A 17715-nucleotide genomic window follows, 5' to 3' on the forward strand; every position below is an offset into this window, starting at 1 on the left:
TCGTCAGGCGTCGCCCGTGACGACGCCTACGAAGGGCAGTTCGCGGAAGGCGTAAGCCACATCCATGCCGTAACCCACGACGAAATAATCGGGACATTCGAAACCGACATAGTCGGCCTCCAGATCTTCCTTGCGCTTGACCTTCTTGTCGAGCAGCACGGCGATGGTGACGTGACGGGCGCCACGTTCGTAAAGCAGTTCCTTGGCGAAACGCAGCGTGCGGCCGGATTCGAGAATATCGTCGATCAGAAGAACATCGCGGTCCTTCACGTCGCTGTCGATATCCTTGACGATCTTCACCCCTTGCGAAACGGTGCCGGCACCGTAGCTCGAAAGCGTGATGAATTCGACTTCGGGGGCAAGGCCGCTGTCATGCAGCGCGCGGATGAGATCGGCCGCGAAAATGAACGATCCCTTGAGCACGGCGATGACCAGCAAATCCTTGGTCGGGCCGCTCGCTATATGCTTGGCCATGTCGCGATTGCGCTCGGCAATCTGCTCGGCGGTGTAAAGCGGCTCAATGTTTTTTCCACGGACGACGGGCATTCTTTCTCCTGTGCTGCGCCTTGCCGATTTTACCTTTCAGTAAAAATACGAAGACCACGCGTTAGCACAGTCAACGTTCGGAAGCACCCGCTTCGACGAAGGAAAGCTTGATCTCAGGCGTTTTTCCACCGGGATGGCGCAACTTTGCCGAAAATCCGTGGCTGAAACCGGGCTGCATCTGCCTGACCGGCGGTTCGATGACCATGCTGGCGACCAGTTGCCCCTTGGCAACGAAGAGGTCGGCGCGAAGTGCCGGCACCTCTTCCAGAGCGGCACCGTTGTTCTCCACAATACCGTTGATGAGCAGGACATCCATGCCGCCAGCCTCCTGCGGCGTGATGGTGACATGGGAAATGGCAAGCGGGTTTGCGGCCGCAACGATCGGCTTTTCCGGCACGACCACCGACAGGCCGCCTGAGCAGATGAAAACAAAAATGACGAGCGCCGCAACCAGCGCCGAATAGGCATCCACAGACAGGCGCGACAATTTGCGGTCCACCCAGCCGATGAACGCGTAACCAAGAGCACTGGCGGTGACGGGCGGTTTTTCCATCTGACGGCGCATCGCGCCGCGATTATCGTTTCCGGGCTGACGGACACGGTTTTCCTTGATGGTGACAAATTCCGCGTCTACCACATCGGGGCCGGTGTGGGTTGCCCGCGCCGTACGGCGCACTGGCGCTTCCGGCATCAGGAGGTCGAAATCGAATGCCGCTTGCCGGCGAGATGAACGGAACATAGCCATAGAATTCCTTGGGTGAGGTTTTCCGGCCCGCAAAACTGGGCATTGCAACGAATCCTGCCAAGTTTTAAATTTAATTGGTTAATGCTTCGCAAAAACGGCTCGCATAGGCTACCGGAACCGGGTTAAACGGCGCATCCGGGCCTCACGCGCCAGCGGTTTGCGAACCACCACGAAACGAAGAGACTGGAAGTCCGTTGATCCATTTCGAAAATGTCGGGTTGCGTTACGGCATGGGCCCCGAAATCCTGAGGGACATGACCTTCGACATTCCCAAGGGTTCGTTCCAGTTTCTGACCGGCCCTTCCGGTGCCGGCAAAACCACGTTCCTGCGCCTGCTGCTGATGTCGCTGCAGCCCACACGCGGCAATATCCGCATGTTCAACCGCGATGTGTCGCGCATTCCGCGCAGCGAGCTGCCCATGCTGCGCCGCCGCGTCGGGATCGTCTTTCAGGATTTCCGGCTGCTCGATCATCTGACGACCTATGAGAATGTCGCCCTGCCGCTGCGTGTGCGCGGCAAGGAAGAAAGCGCCTACCGCAACGACGTTATCGAGCTTCTGAAATGGGTCGGGCTTGGCGAGCGCATCAATGTGCTTCCGGCCATCCTCTCCGGTGGGGAAAAGCAACGCGCCGCCATTGCCCGCGCATTGATGGACCAGCCGGAAATTTTGCTGGCCGACGAGCCGACCGGCAACGTCGACCCGCCGATGGCCAAGCGCCTTCTCAACCTCTTTCTGGAGCTCAACCGGCTGGGTACCGCTGTGGTCATCGCCACCCATGATTTCGGCCTGATGGACCAGATCGACGCACGCCGGATGATCCTCACCGAAGGGCGGCTCGACATCTATGAATGAGATCAACCGCAAACAGTTAAGACCAGAGGCGACCGCACCGAAGCGGCCGCCGATGCGTATCCGCCCGATGGCACCCATTCTGCCGCCCTCCAACATTCAGGGCAACGCGCTGATGGTGGTGATCGCCATCATGGCCTTTCTCGCCTGCCTGACGCTTGGTGCCGTTTCCATGGTGCGTGCCACCGCCGCCACCTGGCAGAGCCAGATTTCCCGCGAAATCACCATTCAGATCAAACCCGAGGACGGGCTGGACATGAATGCAGCGCTCACCAAGGCACGTTCTCTGGCGCTCACTTTCGTCGGCACGCGGGATGGCACGATCCTCGATGACGCCGCCACCGCGCGTCTTCTGGAGCCGTGGCTCGGCAGTGGCCTCGATCTTTCCGAACTGCCGGTGCCGCGCCTCGTCGTGATTACCATCGATGAAAACCACCCGCCCGATTTTCAGGCCATGCGCGATATGCTGAAGGCTGAAATTCCACAGGCGTTTCTGGATGACCACCGTACATGGGTCGACAGGCTCGTCTCCATGGCCAGGACCACCGTCATGATCGGCGTCGGGGTCCTGATCCTCGTCTTCACCGCCATGGTGCTGACGGTGGTGTTTGCAACGCGCGGCGCGCTTTCCGGCAACCGGCACATCGTCGAGGTGCTGCATTTCGTCGGCGCCGAAAGCAGCTTCGTCGCGCGGGAATTCCAGAAGCACTTCCTGAAGATCAGCCTGAAAGGTGCGGCAGCGGGCAGCGCCCTCGCAGCGGCAGTTTTCCTTGCCGCCGGTTTCTGGCAATCGAGCACGGTTGCAACGCCGCAAAGCGATCAGGCAAGTGCGCTTTTCGGCTCCTTTTCCGTTGGCCTCAGTGGTTATATCGGCATCGCCACGACGATGATCATCATCGCGCTGCTCACCACCATCACCGCGCGTGTGACGGTCATCCGCACGATCGATGATATCGACCGCGTCCGCTCCGATCCGTCTAAAAGCGACGGTGTCGCATCGTGACGCCGTCTCCCGGATCTCGCGAGGAAACTGCACCCTTCACACGCCGGATGTAACTTGCGGACGGTGGACAAAAATGCCTGTTCCTTGCCTTAATCGGCGAGTATTCAGGAGGAATGTTTGTGAGTCGGACGGACCATGATCAGGAGCAGACGACCACGCGACAGGCAAAAAAGGGCCTGTTGTCGCGGCGAAGTCGCCTGCGCCGTTTTATTCGCGGTCTCATCCTGCTTTGCGTCATTACTCTCGGGGCTTTTTCCGGCGGTTTTTTGTGGTTCGCAGATTCAGTCGCCTCCATGCGCCCGCCCGAAGGCGCCAAGGGCGACGCGATCATCGTTCTGACCGGCGGTTACCAGCGCATCGAACAGGCGGTCGGCCTGCTGCGGGACGGCGTTGGCAAGCGCCTTCTGATTTCCGGCGTCAACCCGGCCACCACCCGCACGCAAATCCGCAAGATGACGCAAGGCTCTTCGGACATGTTTTCCTGCTGCGTGGACATGGGCTACAAGGCCATAGACACCATCGGCAACGCCAATGAGGCGGCGAGCTGGATACGCGACCACGGTTATTCCTCCATCGTCGTCGTCACCAACAATTACCATATGCATCGCAGCCTGCATGAACTGCACAATGCCAGCCCGCAGACCCAATTCATCGCCTATCCCGTTATCAGCGCCGACCTTGCCCGCACCAACTGGTTCGCGGAGCCGGATGTGGTCCGGACCATGCTCTACGAATACATGAAATTCGTGATTGCAGCAGGACGCGACCTGACCGGGCTCGGCAAGGGCGACGGGTTGCGCAAGGCGGGCGCCGATCACCCCACGATCAAGGCGGCAACCTCTTCCCCGTGAATGGAAAGAACGGAGAGAACACGCTTGCTGCGGAGCCTTGTTTTCGTGTAGGCGTCTGGCATCGGCATCCGGCATCGAGGCGCGCCTGAGCTTCGGAACGGCTGCAACCCGGGAATTCTGTCGATGCTCAAGCTGCGCTCTTTTCTTTTCAATACGCTGTTTTATCTCAATCTGATTGTCCGCATGATCGTGCTCACGCCGATCTATTTCATCCTGCCGCGCAGAATAGCCTATGAAATCCCCAAGAACTGGGCGCGATCCAACCATTGGCTGATGAAGACCATTGTCGGCACCACCTTCGAGATCGAGGGGCTGGAAAACATTCCCGAAACCGGCTGTATCTTCGCCCCCAAACACCAGTCCTTCTGGGACACCTATGCGCTGCTGCCCAACCTTCCCGATCCGGTCTATATTCTGAAGCGCGAGCTTTTGTGGATCCCGCTGTTCGGCTGGTATGCGATGAAGCAGCGCATGATCCCGGTCAACCGCGCCGCGCGCGGCAAGGTGATGCTAAAGGTCATGGAGCGGGCGAGAGAGGAGATGGCGGCTGGCCGCGAACTCATAATCTATCCCGAAGGCACACGCCGGCCACCGGGCGCTGAGCCCGAATATCGTTATGGCATCGCACGTCTTTACCGCGACCTCAAAGTCCCCGTCATTCCGGTCGCCATGCATCCCGGCCTCTTCTGGCCACGCCGCTCGACAATGCGTTATCCCGGCCATTTCAAGGTGCGGATCTTGCCGGCCATCGAGCCGGGACTGGACCCGGACGTGTTTTTCAAGACATTGATCGAGGTGACGGAAAAGGCGAGCGACGAGTTGCTGCTGGAGACCGCGCGCAACAATCCGCACCTGCCGCTGCCACCGACCGCCGTGAAGCGTATCGCAGAACTTCAGGGGCAAGACACTCCCGCCGGCTAAACCGCGATCGTGCCGACACTGGCGGCAATGCTTTCCAGCAGCGTGTCGCGAATACCCATATCCTGCAGATGCTGCACGGTATTGAAGACGTAATCGGCATTCGGGCCGGACCGGCCCGATGCGGCAGCCACGATTGTAGCCGCTTCCGCGACACCGAGACCACCAATATACTGCTCGTGGGCGGGATCGGCCACATAGGTCACGGCACTGCCGCGCGTGCCATCGGCGAGCGCAATGGCAACGACGCGTTCCTTGTAGACATTCGTTACCAGCTCGCGCTCGCGCAGATAGGCCATGACCGGACCATGGTCCGCTCCGCGCACGCGAAAGGCAACGCCGAGGCAGGAGCCGCCGCGCTCCAGACCGAGAACAAGGCCGGGCTTCTCCTCAGTGCCGCGGTACACATTTGAACTGATGCAGAGGGAGCGTCGATAACCGTGCAGCCGCGCCTGCTGCCTTTCCTCAAAGGCAAAGCCCGGGTTCCACATCAACGAACCGTAGCCAAAGACCCAAAAATCGTCCATATCCCAAGCCAAATCGAATTTATCTGAAGTCTGTTCATCGGAGATCAATATGGCATCGTCAAGCCAATCCGGCACGGTCAAAAAATTCCTCTGGCTTGGTATCGCCGTCGTGCTGGTTATCGGACTTTACACGGCCGGGTGGTTTTATGCCGCCGACAAGCTGAAGCAGACAGTTCTGAACGTCATCTCGCCTTCGCAGGCCAGAAACGTCAGCGGCGAATGCGGCGACATTGCGTTCAAGGGTTATCCGTTCCGCATCGGCCTTTTCTGCTCCAAGGTAACGGTGGACGACAAGCAGAATGGCGTTTCAGCCTCGTTCGGAGAATTGCGTTCCGCAGCGCAAGTCTACAATCCCGGCCACATTGTCTGGGAACTGGATGCACCGGCTGAAATCCGTACCGCGCACGGCCTGACGGTTTCAGCCCTCTGGCAGAACATGCAGTCGAGCATCGTCACCAAGCTTAGGGGTATCGACCGTACCTCGCTTGTCATCGACGGCCTGAAGGCTCAGGCGGTTTCCACCGTTACCGGCCAGACGATCGATTTCGATGCCGCCAAGACGGAAATGCATCTGCGCCAGAACGGCGCCGATCTAGACGGCGCGATAACGTTGACCGACTCGTCAACCGTCATCAAGGATTGGCCGCAACTTCTGCCGCGCCTCAACGCCATCGCCGATGTCACCCTTGCCGGCAAGGCGGGTATGGTAGACGGCAGCGATACGGCCGGGCTTTACGGTGCGAGCGGCGAGCTTCGCCGGCTGGTCGCTGATATCGGCGAAGGCCGCACCATGCGTATCAGCGGCCCTTTCTCCTTCGATAATGAGGGCTATCTCTCCGGCCAGTTCAAGCTGGAGATCGAAAAGCTCGACGCCTGGTCGGACAATGCCAAGCAGGCGTTTCCGCAGCTGCAATCCACCATCGATACCGCCCGCAAAATGCTCCGCGCACTCGCCGGCGGCGGCGACAGGGCGTCCGTCGACCTCGTGGTGGATCGCGGCCGCGCCACCGTCAGCGGTTTCATTCCGCTGGGGAAGATCCCGCCGATTTAACAGAGAGCTTTTGTAAAAAACACCTCAGCGGCATCCTGAATTTTTGAAAGATGCAGGATGCCGGCTTCTTTGTATCCATTGCGACGATGCCACATCTGCGGTTCCCGCTCGTCCTGCTGGCTGGACGTCATCACCAGTGAGGCACCCTGCTCACGCATCAGAGTTTCCCAAAAAACTGTAAGCGTTGCGCCGACGCCATGTCCCCGAAACTCGGGAACGACGCGGATCATGTCCATGTAGGGGATCTTACCCCAGAACATCGAGAACCGCAGAAAACCGACTAGAATCGTATCTTCTTTCACGACGAGATATTCGCGGCGTCCGACGCAACGCCGCAACCAATCCTCATCGATCCATTTGTCTTCCCGCAGCAGCCATTCGATATCGTCATCCGTCGCCGCCGATATCAATATCACTTCAGCGCCCTACTTCTTCTGATCCAGCGCGTGACGCCCAAAGTCAGGCGTATCGACGTCCTGACCGGCCTCGATGATGGAGCGGCGGATGGAGCGTGTGCGGGAAAACAGTTCGAACAACTTGTCGCCCTCCCCCCAGCGGATCGCCCTTTGCAGCGAAGCAAGGTCTTCCGAGAACCGTGCCAGCATTTCGAGGATGGCATCCTTGTTGTGCAGGCAGACATCGCGCCACATGGTGGGGTCCGAGGCGGCGAGACGCGTGAAATCTCGGAAGCCGGAAGCGGAATATTTGATGACTTCCGACTCGGTTACCGTCTCCAGATCGTCCGCCGTGCCGACGATGTTGTAGGCGATGATGTGCGGCAGATGCGAGACGATCGCCAGAACCTTGTCGTGGTGTTCGGCATCCATTTCATCCACACGCGAGCCGAGCGCCCGCCAGAAATCCTTGAGCCTTTCCAGCGCCTCCGCATCCGTGCCCGGCAGCGGCGTGAAGATGCACCAGCGCTCGCGGAAAAGACCGGAAAAACCGGCATCCGGGCCAGATTTTTCCGTACCCGCCAGCGGATGTCCAGGAATGAAATGCACATTGTCAGGCATATGCGGCGCCATCTGCGCGATGACAGAGGCCTTGGTAGAGCCGACATCGGTGACGATGGCGCCGGGCTTCAGATGCGGCGCGATCTGCTCGGCAACCGCCCCGGATGAACCGACCGGCACTGAAACGATCACAAGATCAGCATCCCTGACCGCCTGCGCGGCGGATGTCGTATACTCGCTTCCAAGCGCCAGTTCCTCTGCCCGCTTCAGCGTTTCCGCGCTGCGGGTGGAAATCGTGACATGCCGGGCAAGACCCAGTTCCTTGATGTCGCGCGCAATGGACGAGCCGATCAGGCCGATGCCAACAAGCGCGATGCGCTCAAACATGATCTCGCCCATTACGCCTGCCCCATGAACTCGGTGAGCGCGGCGATGACGCCAAGATTGGCTTCTTCCGAACCAACCGTCATACGCAAGGCATTGGGGAAACCGTAACCGCGCACGGCACGCAGGATATAACCGCGGCGGCTCAGGAACTCGTCCGCATCTGGTGCACGCTTGCCATCCTGGTCCGGGAAATGGATCAGGACAAAGTTGGTGACTGATGGCGTGACCTTGAGGCCGAGACCGGTGAAGACCGTCGTGAGTTTCTCCAGCCAGAGCGTGTTGTGAGAGATCGCCTTTTCCAGGAATGCCTGATCGCGGATGGCCGCGGCACCCGCTGCGATCGCCGGCGCGCTCATGTTGAACGGACCACGCACCCGGTTCAGCGCATCGATGATGGCGGCCGGACCATACATCCAGCCGACGCGCAGTGCGGCCAGACCGTAAACCTTGGAGAAGGTGCGCGTCATCACCACGTTGCGGTTCCCAGACACCAGCTCGAGACCGGCCTCGTAGTCGTTCTTGCGTACATATTCGGCATAAGCCGCATCAAGCACGAGCACGACATGTTTCGGCAGACCAGCCTGAAGGCGGCGGATTTCCGCGACCGGAACATAGGTGCCGGTGGGATTGCCGGGATTGGCGATGAAAACCATCTTCGTCCTTGGCGTGACGGCGGCAAGAATGGCGTCCACATCGACGGCGCAATCCTTTTCCTTCACCGTCACCGGCGTTGCGCCCGCACCCATGATCTGGATCTTGTAGACGAGGAAACCGTGTTCGGTGATGATCGCCTCATCGCCCGTACCCAGATAGACGTGGCAGAGCAGGCCAAGAAGCTCATCCGAGCCGTTACCGCACATGATATTCGCTATGTTGAGGCCATGCACGTCTGCAATCGCCTGACGCAGCGCAATCGCCTGTCCGTCGGGATAGATTTCCAGATGGCTGGCGGTGGCGGCGAATGCCTCGATCGCCTTCGGGCTTGGCCCGAGCGGCGTTTCGTTGGAGGAGAGCTTATAAACCTTCGCGACGCCATCCACATGTTCCTTGCCGGGAACATAAGCGGCGATATCCAGAATACCCGGACGCGGAAGAGGTTGGCTAAGCTCTGCACTCATTTGATCGACCTTCGGAAATGCGCCGGGGAGCCCGGCAAAAGCAATGCCGGAGGCATTAGACCGGAATGGCCCCTTTGTCGAGGGTCAGCGCGGCTTTCCGTGCTTTGCGGCGGTGCGGGTGGTGGGCACACCCTGAGGCGCAAGGACCGGCACGAAAACCCGGCGTGAGGCGCGCTGGGTAACGGGCAATCCCTGATAGAGACGTTTCTGTGCCTCAACCACGATAACGCCGGAAAACAGCGGCCAGAGCCTGCGGCCGGTAAGCTCAAGGTATCGGCGGAATTTCAGTACCGGGCGGCTGGTGGTGGGCGGAAAGAAAAGCGCTTCGGCGCTTGCCCCCGGCGTAAAATTGGTCTCGCGCAGAAGCGCCGTCAACTGCCCGCGCGAATAGGGCCGGCCCGAGCCGAAAGGTGTGTGTTCCATGCGTGCCCAGACCCCACGCCTGTTCGGCACCACGATCACCAGACGCCCGCCGGGCGCCAGCACCCGCCAGAGTTCTTTCAGGGTTTCGCGCGGATTTTCGGCAAATTCCAGAGCATGCACCATCAACACCCGGTCTATCGACGAATCGGGTAGCGGCAGTTCCTCGTCAAACACCAGCGCCGTGGAGGAAAGCTCGCCTGCCGGCCAGTTCACCGCTCCCTGCCCCGCCGGCATGAAGGCAAAGGTGCGCTCCGTGTCATGACGGAACCGCTCCAGAAACGGCACGGCGTAACCGAGGCCGACCAGCCTTTCCTCCGGCAAAGGCGGCCAGAGCGATGAAAGCGCCATGGTGATCGCCTGCTCGGCCGAGCGGCCAAGCGGGGAATGATAGAATTCGCGCAGATCGACGATATCGGTGTTCATGGGCGAGAATGTAGCATCAGGCGGTTGGACTTCAAGGCGTCTGCGCCTACATTGAAATTCAGGCGGACAAATGCGCCGGCTAAGGCCGGCAAATGGAGAGGACCACGATGAAACCTTTGGAAATAGACGTCTTTCTTTGCCGCAGTGATAATTTTGGCGTTCTGCTGCACGATCCAGAAAGCGGGGCGACCGCCGCGATCGATGCGCCGGAGGAAGGCCCCATCCTGCAGGCTCTTCATGGGCATGGCTGGAAGCTCACGCATATCTTTACCACTCACCACCATCAGGACCATGTGGAAGCCAATCTGGCGCTGAAGGACAAATTCCAGTGCGAAATACATGGCCCACATGATGAGGCGATTGCGATCCCCGGTCTCGACCGGTCCCAGGCCGATGGCGACGAGTTCGAATTTGCCGGACGGCGCGTTCAGGTCATTGCCACACCCGGTCATACGGCGGGGCATATCTGCTACTACCTTCCCGATGACGGCCTGCTGTTTGCCGCCGATACGCTTTTCGCCATGGGTTGCGGTCGCCTGTTCGAACGTACGGCAACAGATATGTGGCACTCTTTCCAGAAGTTAATGGCGCTGCCGGATGACACGAAAGTCTATTTCGGCCACGAATATACACTTTCGAATGCCCGTTTCGCGCTCACCGTCGATCCTGATAACGCGGCTCTAATCGAGCGCGCCGAAAGCGTCGAAAAGGCGCGGCAGGCGAATGAATTCACCATTCCCACCACCATCGGGCTGGAAAAACAGACCAACCCTTATATGCGGGTGGCCGATGCCGGCATCCGCAGTCATCTTGGCCTTGAAGGGGCAACCGATGCCGAAGTCTTTGCCGAAATCCGCACACGCAAGGACAATTTCTGATGGGCGCCGATCTGTCTTCGGCAGCGATCATTCGCGAACTGGAACTGGAGCCGCACCCCGAGGGCGGCTTTTACCACCAGACATTTCGCGACAAGGCAGGTGGTGAGCGCGGCCATTCAACGGCGATCTATTATCTTCTGGAAAAGGGGACGCTCTCTCACTGGCATCGCGTCACCGATGCGGTGGAGGTCTGGCACTATTATGCCGGCGCTCCGATCACCCTGCATCTTTCCGAAGATGGCAGGGAGGTACAGACCTTTACCCTCGGCCCCGACATTCTGGAAGGCGAGCGCCCGCAGGTGATCGTACCTGCCAATTGCTGGCAATCGGCAGAAAGCCTCGGCGACTTCACCCTCGTCGGCTGCACCGTCTCGCCGGGTTTCGCCTTTTCAAGCTTCGTGATGGCCGAACCCGGATGGTCGCCGGGCGATACCCCGTAACTACATCAACCGCCATATTTGGTGGCGGTGATGTAGACTTGGCCTACCCGCGTCGGAATGACGGCGTAGACCGGGGCATAGACATCCATATTGTCGGATTTGGCGAACCATATCTCCATGGAAATGGATTTCAGGTATTCGATATCCTTGCGGCCCTGGCGATAACCCGACTTCGGCACGTAACGCGCCTTGCAGACCACGGCATCGCCGCTGAAGCCATTCGTCTTGAAGGGCTTGGTGCCGCTGGGGCTCAACACCAGATCCAGCCGCGATTCGCCGTCATAGATCGGCAGGCGCGACGGGCAGATGCGGCCGCCGGCGGGAATGATGAGGCCAGAGATTGGATCGAGGACGGAGCGCAGGTCGCCGTCCTTCACATTCACCCAATTGTCCGGCCGCGCCTTCGGCTCCGGTTTCACCGTCGTCGATGTGACGTTGCCGTTACGATAGACCACATCATAGGTCCGCACCCGCTTGCCGTCCTTGTAAACAAGCGAATATGTATTCGCCTGCAGCCGATGGCCGCGTTTGGCACCCGAAATCGTCGTCTTGCCGGAAATATCCGCCAGAACGCTTGCAAGCCCTGCTGAGCTGAAGGAACCGGAAATCGAATAGTTCGGGCCGTTCATGCGAGTCGAAAAACTCGCCTTGGCAATTGGTAGAATACCGAGATTGATGCTGTATTCGCTTGTATGGCGGGCTTCGGCGGCGAGCGAGGGAGATACGCCTGCAAACGCCATTGTCACAGCCATGAAAATGCTTTTTCCTCTGGCAATCATTTGGATATCACCTTAAAAGAGGCGCGGAAGCGGCCTTATGGGGCGATCATATACGCCGACTTGTGGCAATAAAAAAGCGGATGCCGGTTGAAAACGCCGGAATTTCCTTTCATTTGCTCGCGAGCGGCTTGACTGTTAAGTCCCGTCTGACTATAGAACCGCAACTTTCCAATCATGGCCAGTTGGATTGCCACCACGGTTTTGCCGGTGGCGAGCCAGTGGTGAAACAGACAAACGAAATAGGTGTACCCATGTCCCGTGTATGCGAATTGACCGGCAAGGGCGTCCAGACGGGCAACAACGTCAGCCACGCCAACAACAAGACCAAGCGCCGGTTCCTTCCGAACCTCTGCCAGGTTACGTTGATCTCCGATGCTCTCGGCCAGCGTTTCCGCCTGCGTGTTTCCGCAGCAGCTCTGCGCTCCGTTGAACATCGTGGCGGCCTCGATGCCTTCCTTCTGAAGTCCGGCGAAAACGAACTGAGCATGCGCGCTCGTCTCCTGCGCCGCCAGATCGCCAAGAAGACGGCCGAAGCTGCTTAATTAGCGGTTTCGACATCACTGATATTCAGAAGGCTTGAATGGCTTTTGCCGCTCAAGCCTTTTGCTTGTTCTAATTCGGCTCCAACTGGTGGCATCACCCAGGATAAAAAAATGCCCTACCTGCGCTACACGCTCATTTACGTTCTGCTGATGACACTGGTGGTCGTCGCGTCCAATATTCTGGTGCAATACCCGCTTTCCGGATCGCTGTTCGGCGTCAATCTCGGCGATCTTTTGACCTGGGGTGCCTTTACCTATCCGGTCGCCTTCCTCGTCACAGACCTTACAAACCGCCAGTTCGGCCCGTCAGTCGCGCGCCGCGTCGTACTTGCCGGTTTTATTGTTGGTGTCACACTGTCCTTCTGGACCTCGATCCCGCGTATCGCCGTTGCCTCCGGCACCGCCTATCTGATTGGCCAGCTGCTCGATATTTCCGTATTCAACCGCCTGCGCCGCCAGCGCTGGTGGCACGCACCTCTTGCCGGCTCGATGCTGGGTTCGGTGCTGGATACCGCGCTGTTCTTCTCCATCGCCTTTGCTGCGAGTTTCTCCTTCGTCGGTCCCAACGATGCCTTCGCCATTGAAAATGCCCCCGTGCTCGGCATCTTCGCTCTGGAGGCACCGCGCTGGATTTCCTGGGCGCTCGGCGACCTCTCGGTGAAGATCCTCGTCGGCCTCGTGATGCTACTGCCCTACGGCGCACTGATGAACACGCTGAAGCCGATGCCAAAGGTCGCCAAATCGGGCTGACACCATTGTCATCCAAGGTTTAAGGCTGGGGTGAGAGCGTGGATCGAATCGCGCTTGCAAACCAGCCGACTGCGTTGCAGTCTGCGGTCCGTGGCACAGATCAGAGGCAGGCAGATATGCAGATCAATGACGTTATCGATATTGTGGAGGCCGCCAGCGCCACGCTTTCAGGCTCCAGCTTCAACGACGTCAATCTGTCGGGTACGGTGTTCAACGACGTCAATCTCGCCGGAACCAGCTTCAACCAGATCAACTTTTCCGGCGCGTCATTTACCGACAGCAACATGTCCGGCTGGTCGATCGACGACGTTAATCTTTCCGGTCTGAAACTGAGCAACGCCAACCTGTCCGGCGCGCAGATAACAGGATACCGAATGACAGGGATGAAGATCGACGGCATTCCCGTCGAGGATCTGATGGCTGCCTACAAGGCGGCGCAGCAGGTGTGAACCTTCACTCCACCAGCTTGAATTCCAACATCAGATTGCGCTGGAGAAATGAGTGATTGTCATCGGAAACGATGATGAGGCGTGTGGAACCATCAGGCCCCTTCACCACATCCATGCCTTCCATATTATCGATCTGGTAGACCATGCCCGCTTCCAGCAGGATTTCGCCATCCACCACCGCGCCCGGCCTGATATCGGCAGCCTTGATGCGGCGGATGCGCATCCCCACCCCTTCAGCGAAATTGAAGCGGCGCTCCAGAAGCAGCAGGTCGCCATTGGGCAGGAAAGCACCGTCCGTCACGTCGAATGAGGGGTGATGGGTGACCGCGAATGTGCCCTTCAACGGGCCTTCCAGTATGGCGGCGAGAAGATTGCCGTCGGCATCGATGCTTTTCTCAGCCACCACGACAAGGGCACCGGCAAGCGGCGAATCGGCCGGCGAGACCGCAAGGGCCTCCATGCCGCCATTGTGGCGCAGTTCGCTGTTGGGAATGAGATGAGGCAGGCGGCTGAGCGGCTTTGAGGTCTCGAACCCCGGATCGGGATAGGCGTCGATCCTGTGCCGCTGCTCGTAGCTGACGAATACCTTGCCATCCCGCAGCGCCAGACCTTCCGCATCCATTTCCATCTTGCGGGAGGGTTCACCGCCGCTGGCATCCAGCATGGCAGTGATACGCACGTCAGCCAACCCGGACAGCGCGCCCGACGGGCCGCGTGCGATCTTGCCCGTGAGCCAGTGGCCGGTATCCAGCACAGCAACGAATTCCTGCCCGTTTGGGCGAAAGCGGATGGAGGATATGGCACCGAATAGTTTTTCCGGCGTGCTCATCACCATGCCGCCGATAAATTCCAGCTTGCCGAAACGCCTGGCGCTGGTGCCGACCTCGAAGCCTGACAACAGACGGACGCTGACCGGAACATCGATGGTCGACGCGCCGATGGGAACCGGAACGAGCGCTGCGACCGCAAGAACTGCAGCTACGGCCAGCGATTTACAGGAAAGAAAAGCCCGGCCCCGCTTATCCCGCACGGCGAACCTTGCGGGACGAGCTGGCGGTATTGGTATCCTCGAAGAGAGCAGCAAGCTGTTCGGTCATCGCGCCAGCCAGTTCGTCCGCATCCACGATCGTCACGGCGCGACGGTAATAACGCGTCACATCATGGCCGATACCGATCGCCAGAAGCTCCACCGGCGAACGTGTCTCGATCTGTTCGATAACGGCGCGCAGGTGCCGCTCCAGATAGTTACCCGCATTGACCGACAGCGTCGAATCGTCCACCGGCGCACCGTCCGAAATCATCATCATGATCTTGCGCTGCTCGGGGCGGCCGATGAGGCGGTTATGCGCCCACATCAGCGCTTCGCCGTCAATGTTTTCCTTCAGCAGGCCTTCACGCATCATTAGGCCAAGATTGCGCCGTGCACGCCGCCAGGGTGCATCCGCCGACTTGTAGATGATATGGCGCAAATCATTGAGCCGACCCGGCGAGCCGGGTTTGCCGCTGGCCAGCCATTGCTCGCGCGACTGACCGCCCTTCCACGCCTTGGTGGTGAAGCCGAGAATCTCCACCTTCACACCCGACCGTTCCAGCGTACGCGCAAGAATATCGGCGCAGGTGGCCGCAACCGTGATCGGGCGGCCACGCATCGAACCCGAATTGTCGATGACGAGCGAAACCACCGTGTCGCGGAACTTGGTGTCGCGCTCCTTCTTGAAGGAGAGCGGCTGCATGGGATCGATGATAAGCCGCACGAGGCGAGCCGGATCGAGATAGCCCTCTTCCAGATCGAAATCCCACGAACGGTTCTGCTGCGCCATCAGGCGGCGTTGCAGCCGGTTCGCCAGACGTCCGACGGCGCCCTGAAGATGGGCGAGCTGTTTGTCGAGAAACGCGCGCAGGCGGTCAAGCTCCGCCTCGTCGCACAGTTCCTCGGCGTGGATTTCCTCGTCGAATTCCTGGGTGAATATGCGGTAGTCGACCTTCTCGTTGAAATCGTCGAAGGGGCTGTTGGGGCGGCGGGTCTCGCCGGGCGTCTCGGAATCCTCATCGAGATCGTCGGACATTTCCTCGTCCGACATCTCGGCGCCGTCCATCTCGCCTTCTTCCATCTCCTCCTGCGAGGCCTCGCTTTCATCAGCGGGCGTCGCATCGGAACCGGCTTCTTCCTCGACCTGTTCTTCTTCGGTCTCGTTAGTGCGCGGCTGCTCCTCGTCGGATTCTGCCTCCTGGCTTTCCGGCTCGTTATCGTCGTCGCCGAATTCCTCCGCCATCTGCATGGAGGTCAGCATCTTGCGCACCAGCCGCGAAAAAGCCTTCTGGTCGCCAATCACCTTGGAAAGGTCGCTCAGGTCGCCGGCAGCCTTGTCCTCGATGAAGTCGCGCCACAGGTCGAGAACCTTGCCGGCACTGGCCGGTGGCTTTTCGCCGGTCAGCTTCTCGCGCACCAAAAGGGCGACGGCTTCGGCAAGCGGTGCATCGTCCTTCGTGTTGATGCCCGAAAAATTCGCCTTGGCATATTTTTCCGTGTTCATGGCCTGAATGTTGGAGGCCATGCCCGGCATGCGCAGTGCACCGATGGATTCCACCCGCGCCTGCTCAACAGCGTCAAAGATCAACCGCGCCTCGGCACCCTGCGGCGACATCACCGCATGGGTGTCAGCGTCATGGCAGGCAAGGCGAAGCGCCATGGAATCGCCAAGGCCACGGGTGACGGCGATTTCCTGCGCGGTGGGTTTCTTGGAAATTTCCGGCAGGCGCATGCGCTCTCCGGCAAGGCCAGGCCGCTCATTGGCGAAAACGACCTCAACCTCTGCATCGCCGGCAACCGATCGCACACATCCGGCAATCGCCTGACGCAACGGTTCGGTATCGACCGCCGTACCCGGTTTTGCTCTGGAATTGTCGCCGCGCGCTGCCATTGTCTTTCCTGTCAGTTGTCGACGCTTCGGAGCCGCCCATCCAAGGATGCGCGGCCCGCCGGCGTCTTCAAGTCATCGGTGATGTTCTCCGGACAAGCCGGGGAAGATCAGGCGCTGAGAACGATGTTCGCAGCACTTTCCTTCAGCTCGACGCCGAAAGCCCGCTGATATTGTTCGGCAACCAGCGTGCGCTCCAGTTCGTCGCACTTGTTGAGGAAGGTCACGCGGAACGCAAAGGCGAGATCGCCAAAGATTTCCGCATTTTCCGCCCAGGTAATGACGGTACGCGGGCTCATGACCGTGGAAAGGTCGCCATTGACGAAGGCCGAACGGGTAAGATCGGCCACACGCACCATCTTGGAGACGGTTTCGCGACCCTTCGGATTGTTGAGGCTCTTTACCTTTGCGGCAATGATGTTCACTTCCTGCTCATGCGGCAGGTAGTTCAGCGTGGTGACGATGGACCAGCGGTCCATCTGCGCCTGGTTGATCTGCTGCGTGCCGTGGTAAAGGCCCGTCGTGTCGCCGAGGCCGACCGTGTTGGCGGTCGCAAAAATGCGGAAGGCGGGGTGAGGACGGATAACGCGGCTCTGGTCGAGCAGCGTCAGGCGGCCCGAGGATTCCAGCACGCGCTGGATGACGAACATCACGTCCGGGCGACCGGCATCGTATTCGTCGAAGACAAGCGCGACATTGTGCTGGTAGGCCCAGGGCAAAATGCCGTCCTTGAATTCGGTGACCTGCTTGCCGTCTTTGAGGACGATGGCGTCCTTGCCGACGAGGTCGATACGGCTGACGTGGCTGTCAAGATTGACGCGCACGCAGGGCCAGTTCAGGCGGGCAGCTACCTGCTCAATATGGGTGGACTTGCCCGTGCCGTGAAAGCCGGAAACCATGACGCGTCGGTTGTGAGCAAAACCGGCAAGAATAGCGAGCGTCGTATCGCGGTCGAAAAGATAGTCGGGATCAAGGTCGGGCACATAGGCGTCGCCCTGCGAATAGGCGGGAACCCGCAGATCCGTATCAATGCCGAAAACCTCCCGCACGGACACCGTCGTGTCGGGCAGGTTGGAAATATCAAGGTCGATTTTGCTCATCACGTCTCCAAGGCGGGCGGCGGCCACCCGGCCACATCATCAATCAGGCGGTAAACACGA

Annotated in this window: 21 protein-coding genes; 10 read left to right on the forward strand and 11 right to left on the reverse strand. The window is 59.5% G+C overall.

What is annotated here, in order from left to right:
- Positions 1-3: 3 nt before the first annotated feature.
- Both hpt and G6L97_RS17455 read right to left on the reverse strand, forming a co-directional pair.
- On the reverse strand, positions 4-546 hold the full coding sequence (hpt, locus tag G6L97_RS17450) for a hypoxanthine phosphoribosyltransferase (RefSeq protein WP_003511330.1): 543 nt from the start codon (positions 544-546) through the stop codon (positions 4-6).
- Between the two features lie 70 nt (positions 547-616).
- Positions 617-1285: a hypothetical protein gene (locus tag G6L97_RS17455; protein ID WP_065704418.1), complete on the reverse strand. Its 669-nt coding sequence runs from the start codon at positions 1283-1285 to the stop codon at positions 617-619.
- Between the two features lie 200 nt (positions 1286-1485).
- On the opposite strand from G6L97_RS17455, the gene ftsE reads away from it, so the two are divergent.
- The 4 genes from ftsE (at position 1486) to G6L97_RS17475 (ending at position 4917) form a co-directional block, all read left to right on the forward strand.
- Positions 1486-2145, forward strand: a complete 660-nt coding sequence (ftsE, locus tag G6L97_RS17460) for a cell division ATP-binding protein FtsE (protein ID WP_003511334.1) — start codon at positions 1486-1488, stop codon at positions 2143-2145.
- Positions 2138-3145, forward strand: a complete 1008-nt coding sequence (locus G6L97_RS17465) for a cell division protein FtsX (protein WP_065687913.1) — start codon at positions 2138-2140, stop codon at positions 3143-3145. The genes ftsE and G6L97_RS17465 overlap by 8 nt, the downstream gene beginning before the upstream one ends.
- Before the next feature lie 113 nt (positions 3146-3258).
- A complete protein-coding gene (locus G6L97_RS17470) occupies positions 3259-3996 on the forward strand; it encodes a YdcF family protein (RefSeq protein WP_003511336.1) in 738 nt (245 codons plus the stop codon).
- A gap of 123 nt (positions 3997-4119) precedes the next feature.
- Entirely contained in the window at positions 4120-4917 is a 798-nt protein-coding gene (locus G6L97_RS17475) for a lysophospholipid acyltransferase family protein (protein WP_025595414.1), read from the forward strand.
- Here G6L97_RS17475 and G6L97_RS17480 read toward each other — a convergent pair.
- Positions 4914-5441, reverse strand: a complete 528-nt coding sequence (locus G6L97_RS17480) for a gamma-glutamylcyclotransferase (protein ID WP_065704540.1) — start codon at positions 5439-5441, stop codon at positions 4914-4916. The two genes, G6L97_RS17475 and G6L97_RS17480, sit on opposite strands and share 4 nt — an antisense overlap.
- 49 nt (positions 5442-5490) lie before the next feature.
- Between G6L97_RS17480 and G6L97_RS17485 the strand changes: the two genes are divergently transcribed.
- Positions 5491-6492, forward strand: a complete 1002-nt coding sequence (locus G6L97_RS17485; RefSeq protein ID WP_013761789.1) for a DUF2125 domain-containing protein — start codon at positions 5491-5493, stop codon at positions 6490-6492.
- Here the strand turns inward: G6L97_RS17485 and G6L97_RS17490 are convergent.
- From G6L97_RS17490 to G6L97_RS17505, 4 genes are all read right to left on the reverse strand, one after another.
- Positions 6489-6908, reverse strand: a complete 420-nt coding sequence (locus tag G6L97_RS17490) for a GNAT family N-acetyltransferase (protein ID WP_111782975.1) — start codon at positions 6906-6908, stop codon at positions 6489-6491. The genes G6L97_RS17485 and G6L97_RS17490 overlap by 4 nt on opposite strands.
- 9 nt (positions 6909-6917) lie before the next feature.
- Positions 6918-7847 (reverse strand): prephenate/arogenate dehydrogenase family protein, encoded by a 930-nt coding sequence (locus G6L97_RS17495; protein ID WP_003511341.1) that lies wholly within the window; start codon positions 7845-7847, stop codon positions 6918-6920.
- Positions 7847-8953 (reverse strand): histidinol-phosphate transaminase, encoded by a 1107-nt coding sequence (gene hisC / locus G6L97_RS17500; protein ID WP_003511343.1) that lies wholly within the window; start codon positions 8951-8953, stop codon positions 7847-7849. The genes G6L97_RS17495 and hisC overlap by 1 nt, the downstream gene beginning before the upstream one ends.
- A gap of 84 nt (positions 8954-9037) precedes the next feature.
- A complete protein-coding gene (locus G6L97_RS17505) occupies positions 9038-9799 on the reverse strand; it encodes a class I SAM-dependent methyltransferase (protein WP_003511344.1) in 762 nt (253 codons plus the stop codon).
- Positions 9800-9906: 107 nt separating this feature from the next.
- Here G6L97_RS17505 and gloB point away from each other — a divergent pair, with 107 nt between their 5' ends.
- Positions 9907-10677: a hydroxyacylglutathione hydrolase gene (gene gloB, locus G6L97_RS17510; RefSeq protein WP_003511345.1), complete on the forward strand. Its 771-nt coding sequence runs from the start codon at positions 9907-9909 to the stop codon at positions 10675-10677.
- The gene (locus G6L97_RS17515; RefSeq protein WP_065662475.1) at positions 10677-11117 is read left to right on the forward strand and encodes a cupin domain-containing protein; all 441 of its coding nucleotides are present in this window, start codon (positions 10677-10679) and stop codon (positions 11115-11117) included. The genes gloB and G6L97_RS17515 overlap by 1 nt, the downstream gene beginning before the upstream one ends.
- Before the next feature lie 5 nt (positions 11118-11122).
- On the opposite strand, the gene G6L97_RS17520 is transcribed toward G6L97_RS17515, so the two are convergent.
- Positions 11123-11896 carry a DUF3108 domain-containing protein gene (locus tag G6L97_RS17520; RefSeq protein ID WP_013761795.1) on the reverse strand — a complete coding sequence of 258 codons (774 nt, stop codon included), beginning with the start codon at positions 11894-11896 and terminating at the stop codon, positions 11123-11125.
- 251 nt (positions 11897-12147) lie between these two features.
- Between G6L97_RS17520 and rpmB the strand changes: the two genes are divergently transcribed.
- The 3 genes from rpmB to G6L97_RS17535 all read left to right on the forward strand — a co-directional run bounded on the left by rpmB (position 12148) and on the right by G6L97_RS17535 (position 13637).
- Positions 12148-12438: a 50S ribosomal protein L28 gene (gene rpmB, locus G6L97_RS17525; RefSeq protein WP_003509888.1), complete on the forward strand. Its 291-nt coding sequence runs from the start codon at positions 12148-12150 to the stop codon at positions 12436-12438.
- Positions 12439-12549: 111 nt separating this feature from the next.
- A complete protein-coding gene (locus tag G6L97_RS17530) occupies positions 12550-13188 on the forward strand; it encodes a queuosine precursor transporter (RefSeq protein WP_003511348.1) in 639 nt (212 codons plus the stop codon).
- Between the two features lie 116 nt (positions 13189-13304).
- Positions 13305-13637 carry a pentapeptide repeat-containing protein gene (locus G6L97_RS17535; protein ID WP_065704542.1) on the forward strand — a complete coding sequence of 111 codons (333 nt, stop codon included), beginning with the start codon at positions 13305-13307 and terminating at the stop codon, positions 13635-13637.
- A gap of 4 nt (positions 13638-13641) precedes the next feature.
- Here the strand turns inward: G6L97_RS17535 and G6L97_RS17540 are convergent, their stop codons facing one another.
- The 3 genes from G6L97_RS17540 to cobS form a co-directional block, all read right to left on the reverse strand.
- A complete protein-coding gene (locus G6L97_RS17540; protein WP_065704420.1) occupies positions 13642-14667 on the reverse strand; it encodes an esterase-like activity of phytase family protein in 1026 nt (341 codons plus the stop codon).
- Positions 14657-16558, reverse strand: coding sequence for a cobaltochelatase subunit CobT (gene cobT / locus G6L97_RS17545; RefSeq protein WP_013761798.1), 1902 nt, complete (start codon positions 16556-16558; stop codon positions 14657-14659). The genes G6L97_RS17540 and cobT overlap by 11 nt, the downstream gene beginning before the upstream one ends.
- A gap of 107 nt (positions 16559-16665) precedes the next feature.
- Positions 16666-17655, reverse strand: coding sequence for a cobaltochelatase subunit CobS (gene cobS, locus G6L97_RS17550; protein ID WP_003511352.1), 990 nt, complete (start codon positions 17653-17655; stop codon positions 16666-16668).
- Positions 17656-17715: the final 60 nt, after the last annotated feature.

Source organism: Agrobacterium tumefaciens (assembly GCF_013318015.2).
Lineage (GTDB): Bacteria > Pseudomonadota > Alphaproteobacteria > Rhizobiales > Rhizobiaceae > Agrobacterium > Agrobacterium tumefaciens.

Excerpts from the sequence above, each read along its gene's own strand:
- G6L97_RS17455 (WP_065704418.1), bottom strand. The coding sequence starts at position 1,285 with ATGTTCCGTTCATCTCGCCGGCAAGCGGCATTCGATTTCGACCTCCTG.
- rpmB (WP_003509888.1), top strand. The coding sequence starts at position 12,148 with ATGTCCCGTGTATGCGAATTGACCGGCAAGGGCGTCCAGACGGGCAAC.
- G6L97_RS17505 (WP_003511344.1), bottom strand. The coding sequence starts at position 9,799 with ATGAACACCGATATCGTCGATCTGCGCGAATTCTATCATTCCCCGCTT.
- G6L97_RS17470 (WP_003511336.1), top strand. The coding sequence starts at position 3,259 with ATGTTTGTGAGTCGGACGGACCATGATCAGGAGCAGACGACCACGCGA.
- G6L97_RS17480 (WP_065704540.1), bottom strand. The coding sequence starts at position 5,441 with ATGGACGATTTTTGGGTCTTTGGCTACGGTTCGTTGATGTGGAACCCG.
- G6L97_RS17530 (WP_003511348.1), top strand. The coding sequence starts at position 12,550 with ATGCCCTACCTGCGCTACACGCTCATTTACGTTCTGCTGATGACACTG.
- G6L97_RS17475 (WP_025595414.1), top strand. The coding sequence starts at position 4,120 with ATGCTCAAGCTGCGCTCTTTTCTTTTCAATACGCTGTTTTATCTCAAT.
- G6L97_RS17495 (WP_003511341.1), bottom strand. The coding sequence starts at position 7,847 with ATGGGCGAGATCATGTTTGAGCGCATCGCGCTTGTTGGCATCGGCCTG.
- G6L97_RS17520 (WP_013761795.1), bottom strand. The coding sequence starts at position 11,896 with ATGATTGCCAGAGGAAAAAGCATTTTCATGGCTGTGACAATGGCGTTT.
- cobT (WP_013761798.1), bottom strand. The coding sequence starts at position 16,558 with ATGGCAGCGCGCGGCGACAATTCCAGAGCAAAACCGGGTACGGCGGTC.
- cobS (WP_003511352.1), bottom strand. The coding sequence starts at position 17,655 with ATGAGCAAAATCGACCTTGATATTTCCAACCTGCCCGACACGACGGTG.
- hpt (WP_003511330.1), bottom strand. The coding sequence starts at position 546 with ATGCCCGTCGTCCGTGGAAAAAACATTGAGCCGCTTTACACCGCCGAG.
- G6L97_RS17485 (WP_013761789.1), top strand. The coding sequence starts at position 5,491 with ATGGCATCGTCAAGCCAATCCGGCACGGTCAAAAAATTCCTCTGGCTT.
- G6L97_RS17515 (WP_065662475.1), top strand. The coding sequence starts at position 10,677 with ATGGGCGCCGATCTGTCTTCGGCAGCGATCATTCGCGAACTGGAACTG.
- G6L97_RS17465 (WP_065687913.1), top strand. The coding sequence starts at position 2,138 with ATGAATGAGATCAACCGCAAACAGTTAAGACCAGAGGCGACCGCACCG.
- gloB (WP_003511345.1), top strand. The coding sequence starts at position 9,907 with ATGAAACCTTTGGAAATAGACGTCTTTCTTTGCCGCAGTGATAATTTT.
- G6L97_RS17535 (WP_065704542.1), top strand. The coding sequence starts at position 13,305 with ATGCAGATCAATGACGTTATCGATATTGTGGAGGCCGCCAGCGCCACG.
- hisC (WP_003511343.1), bottom strand. The coding sequence starts at position 8,953 with ATGAGTGCAGAGCTTAGCCAACCTCTTCCGCGTCCGGGTATTCTGGAT.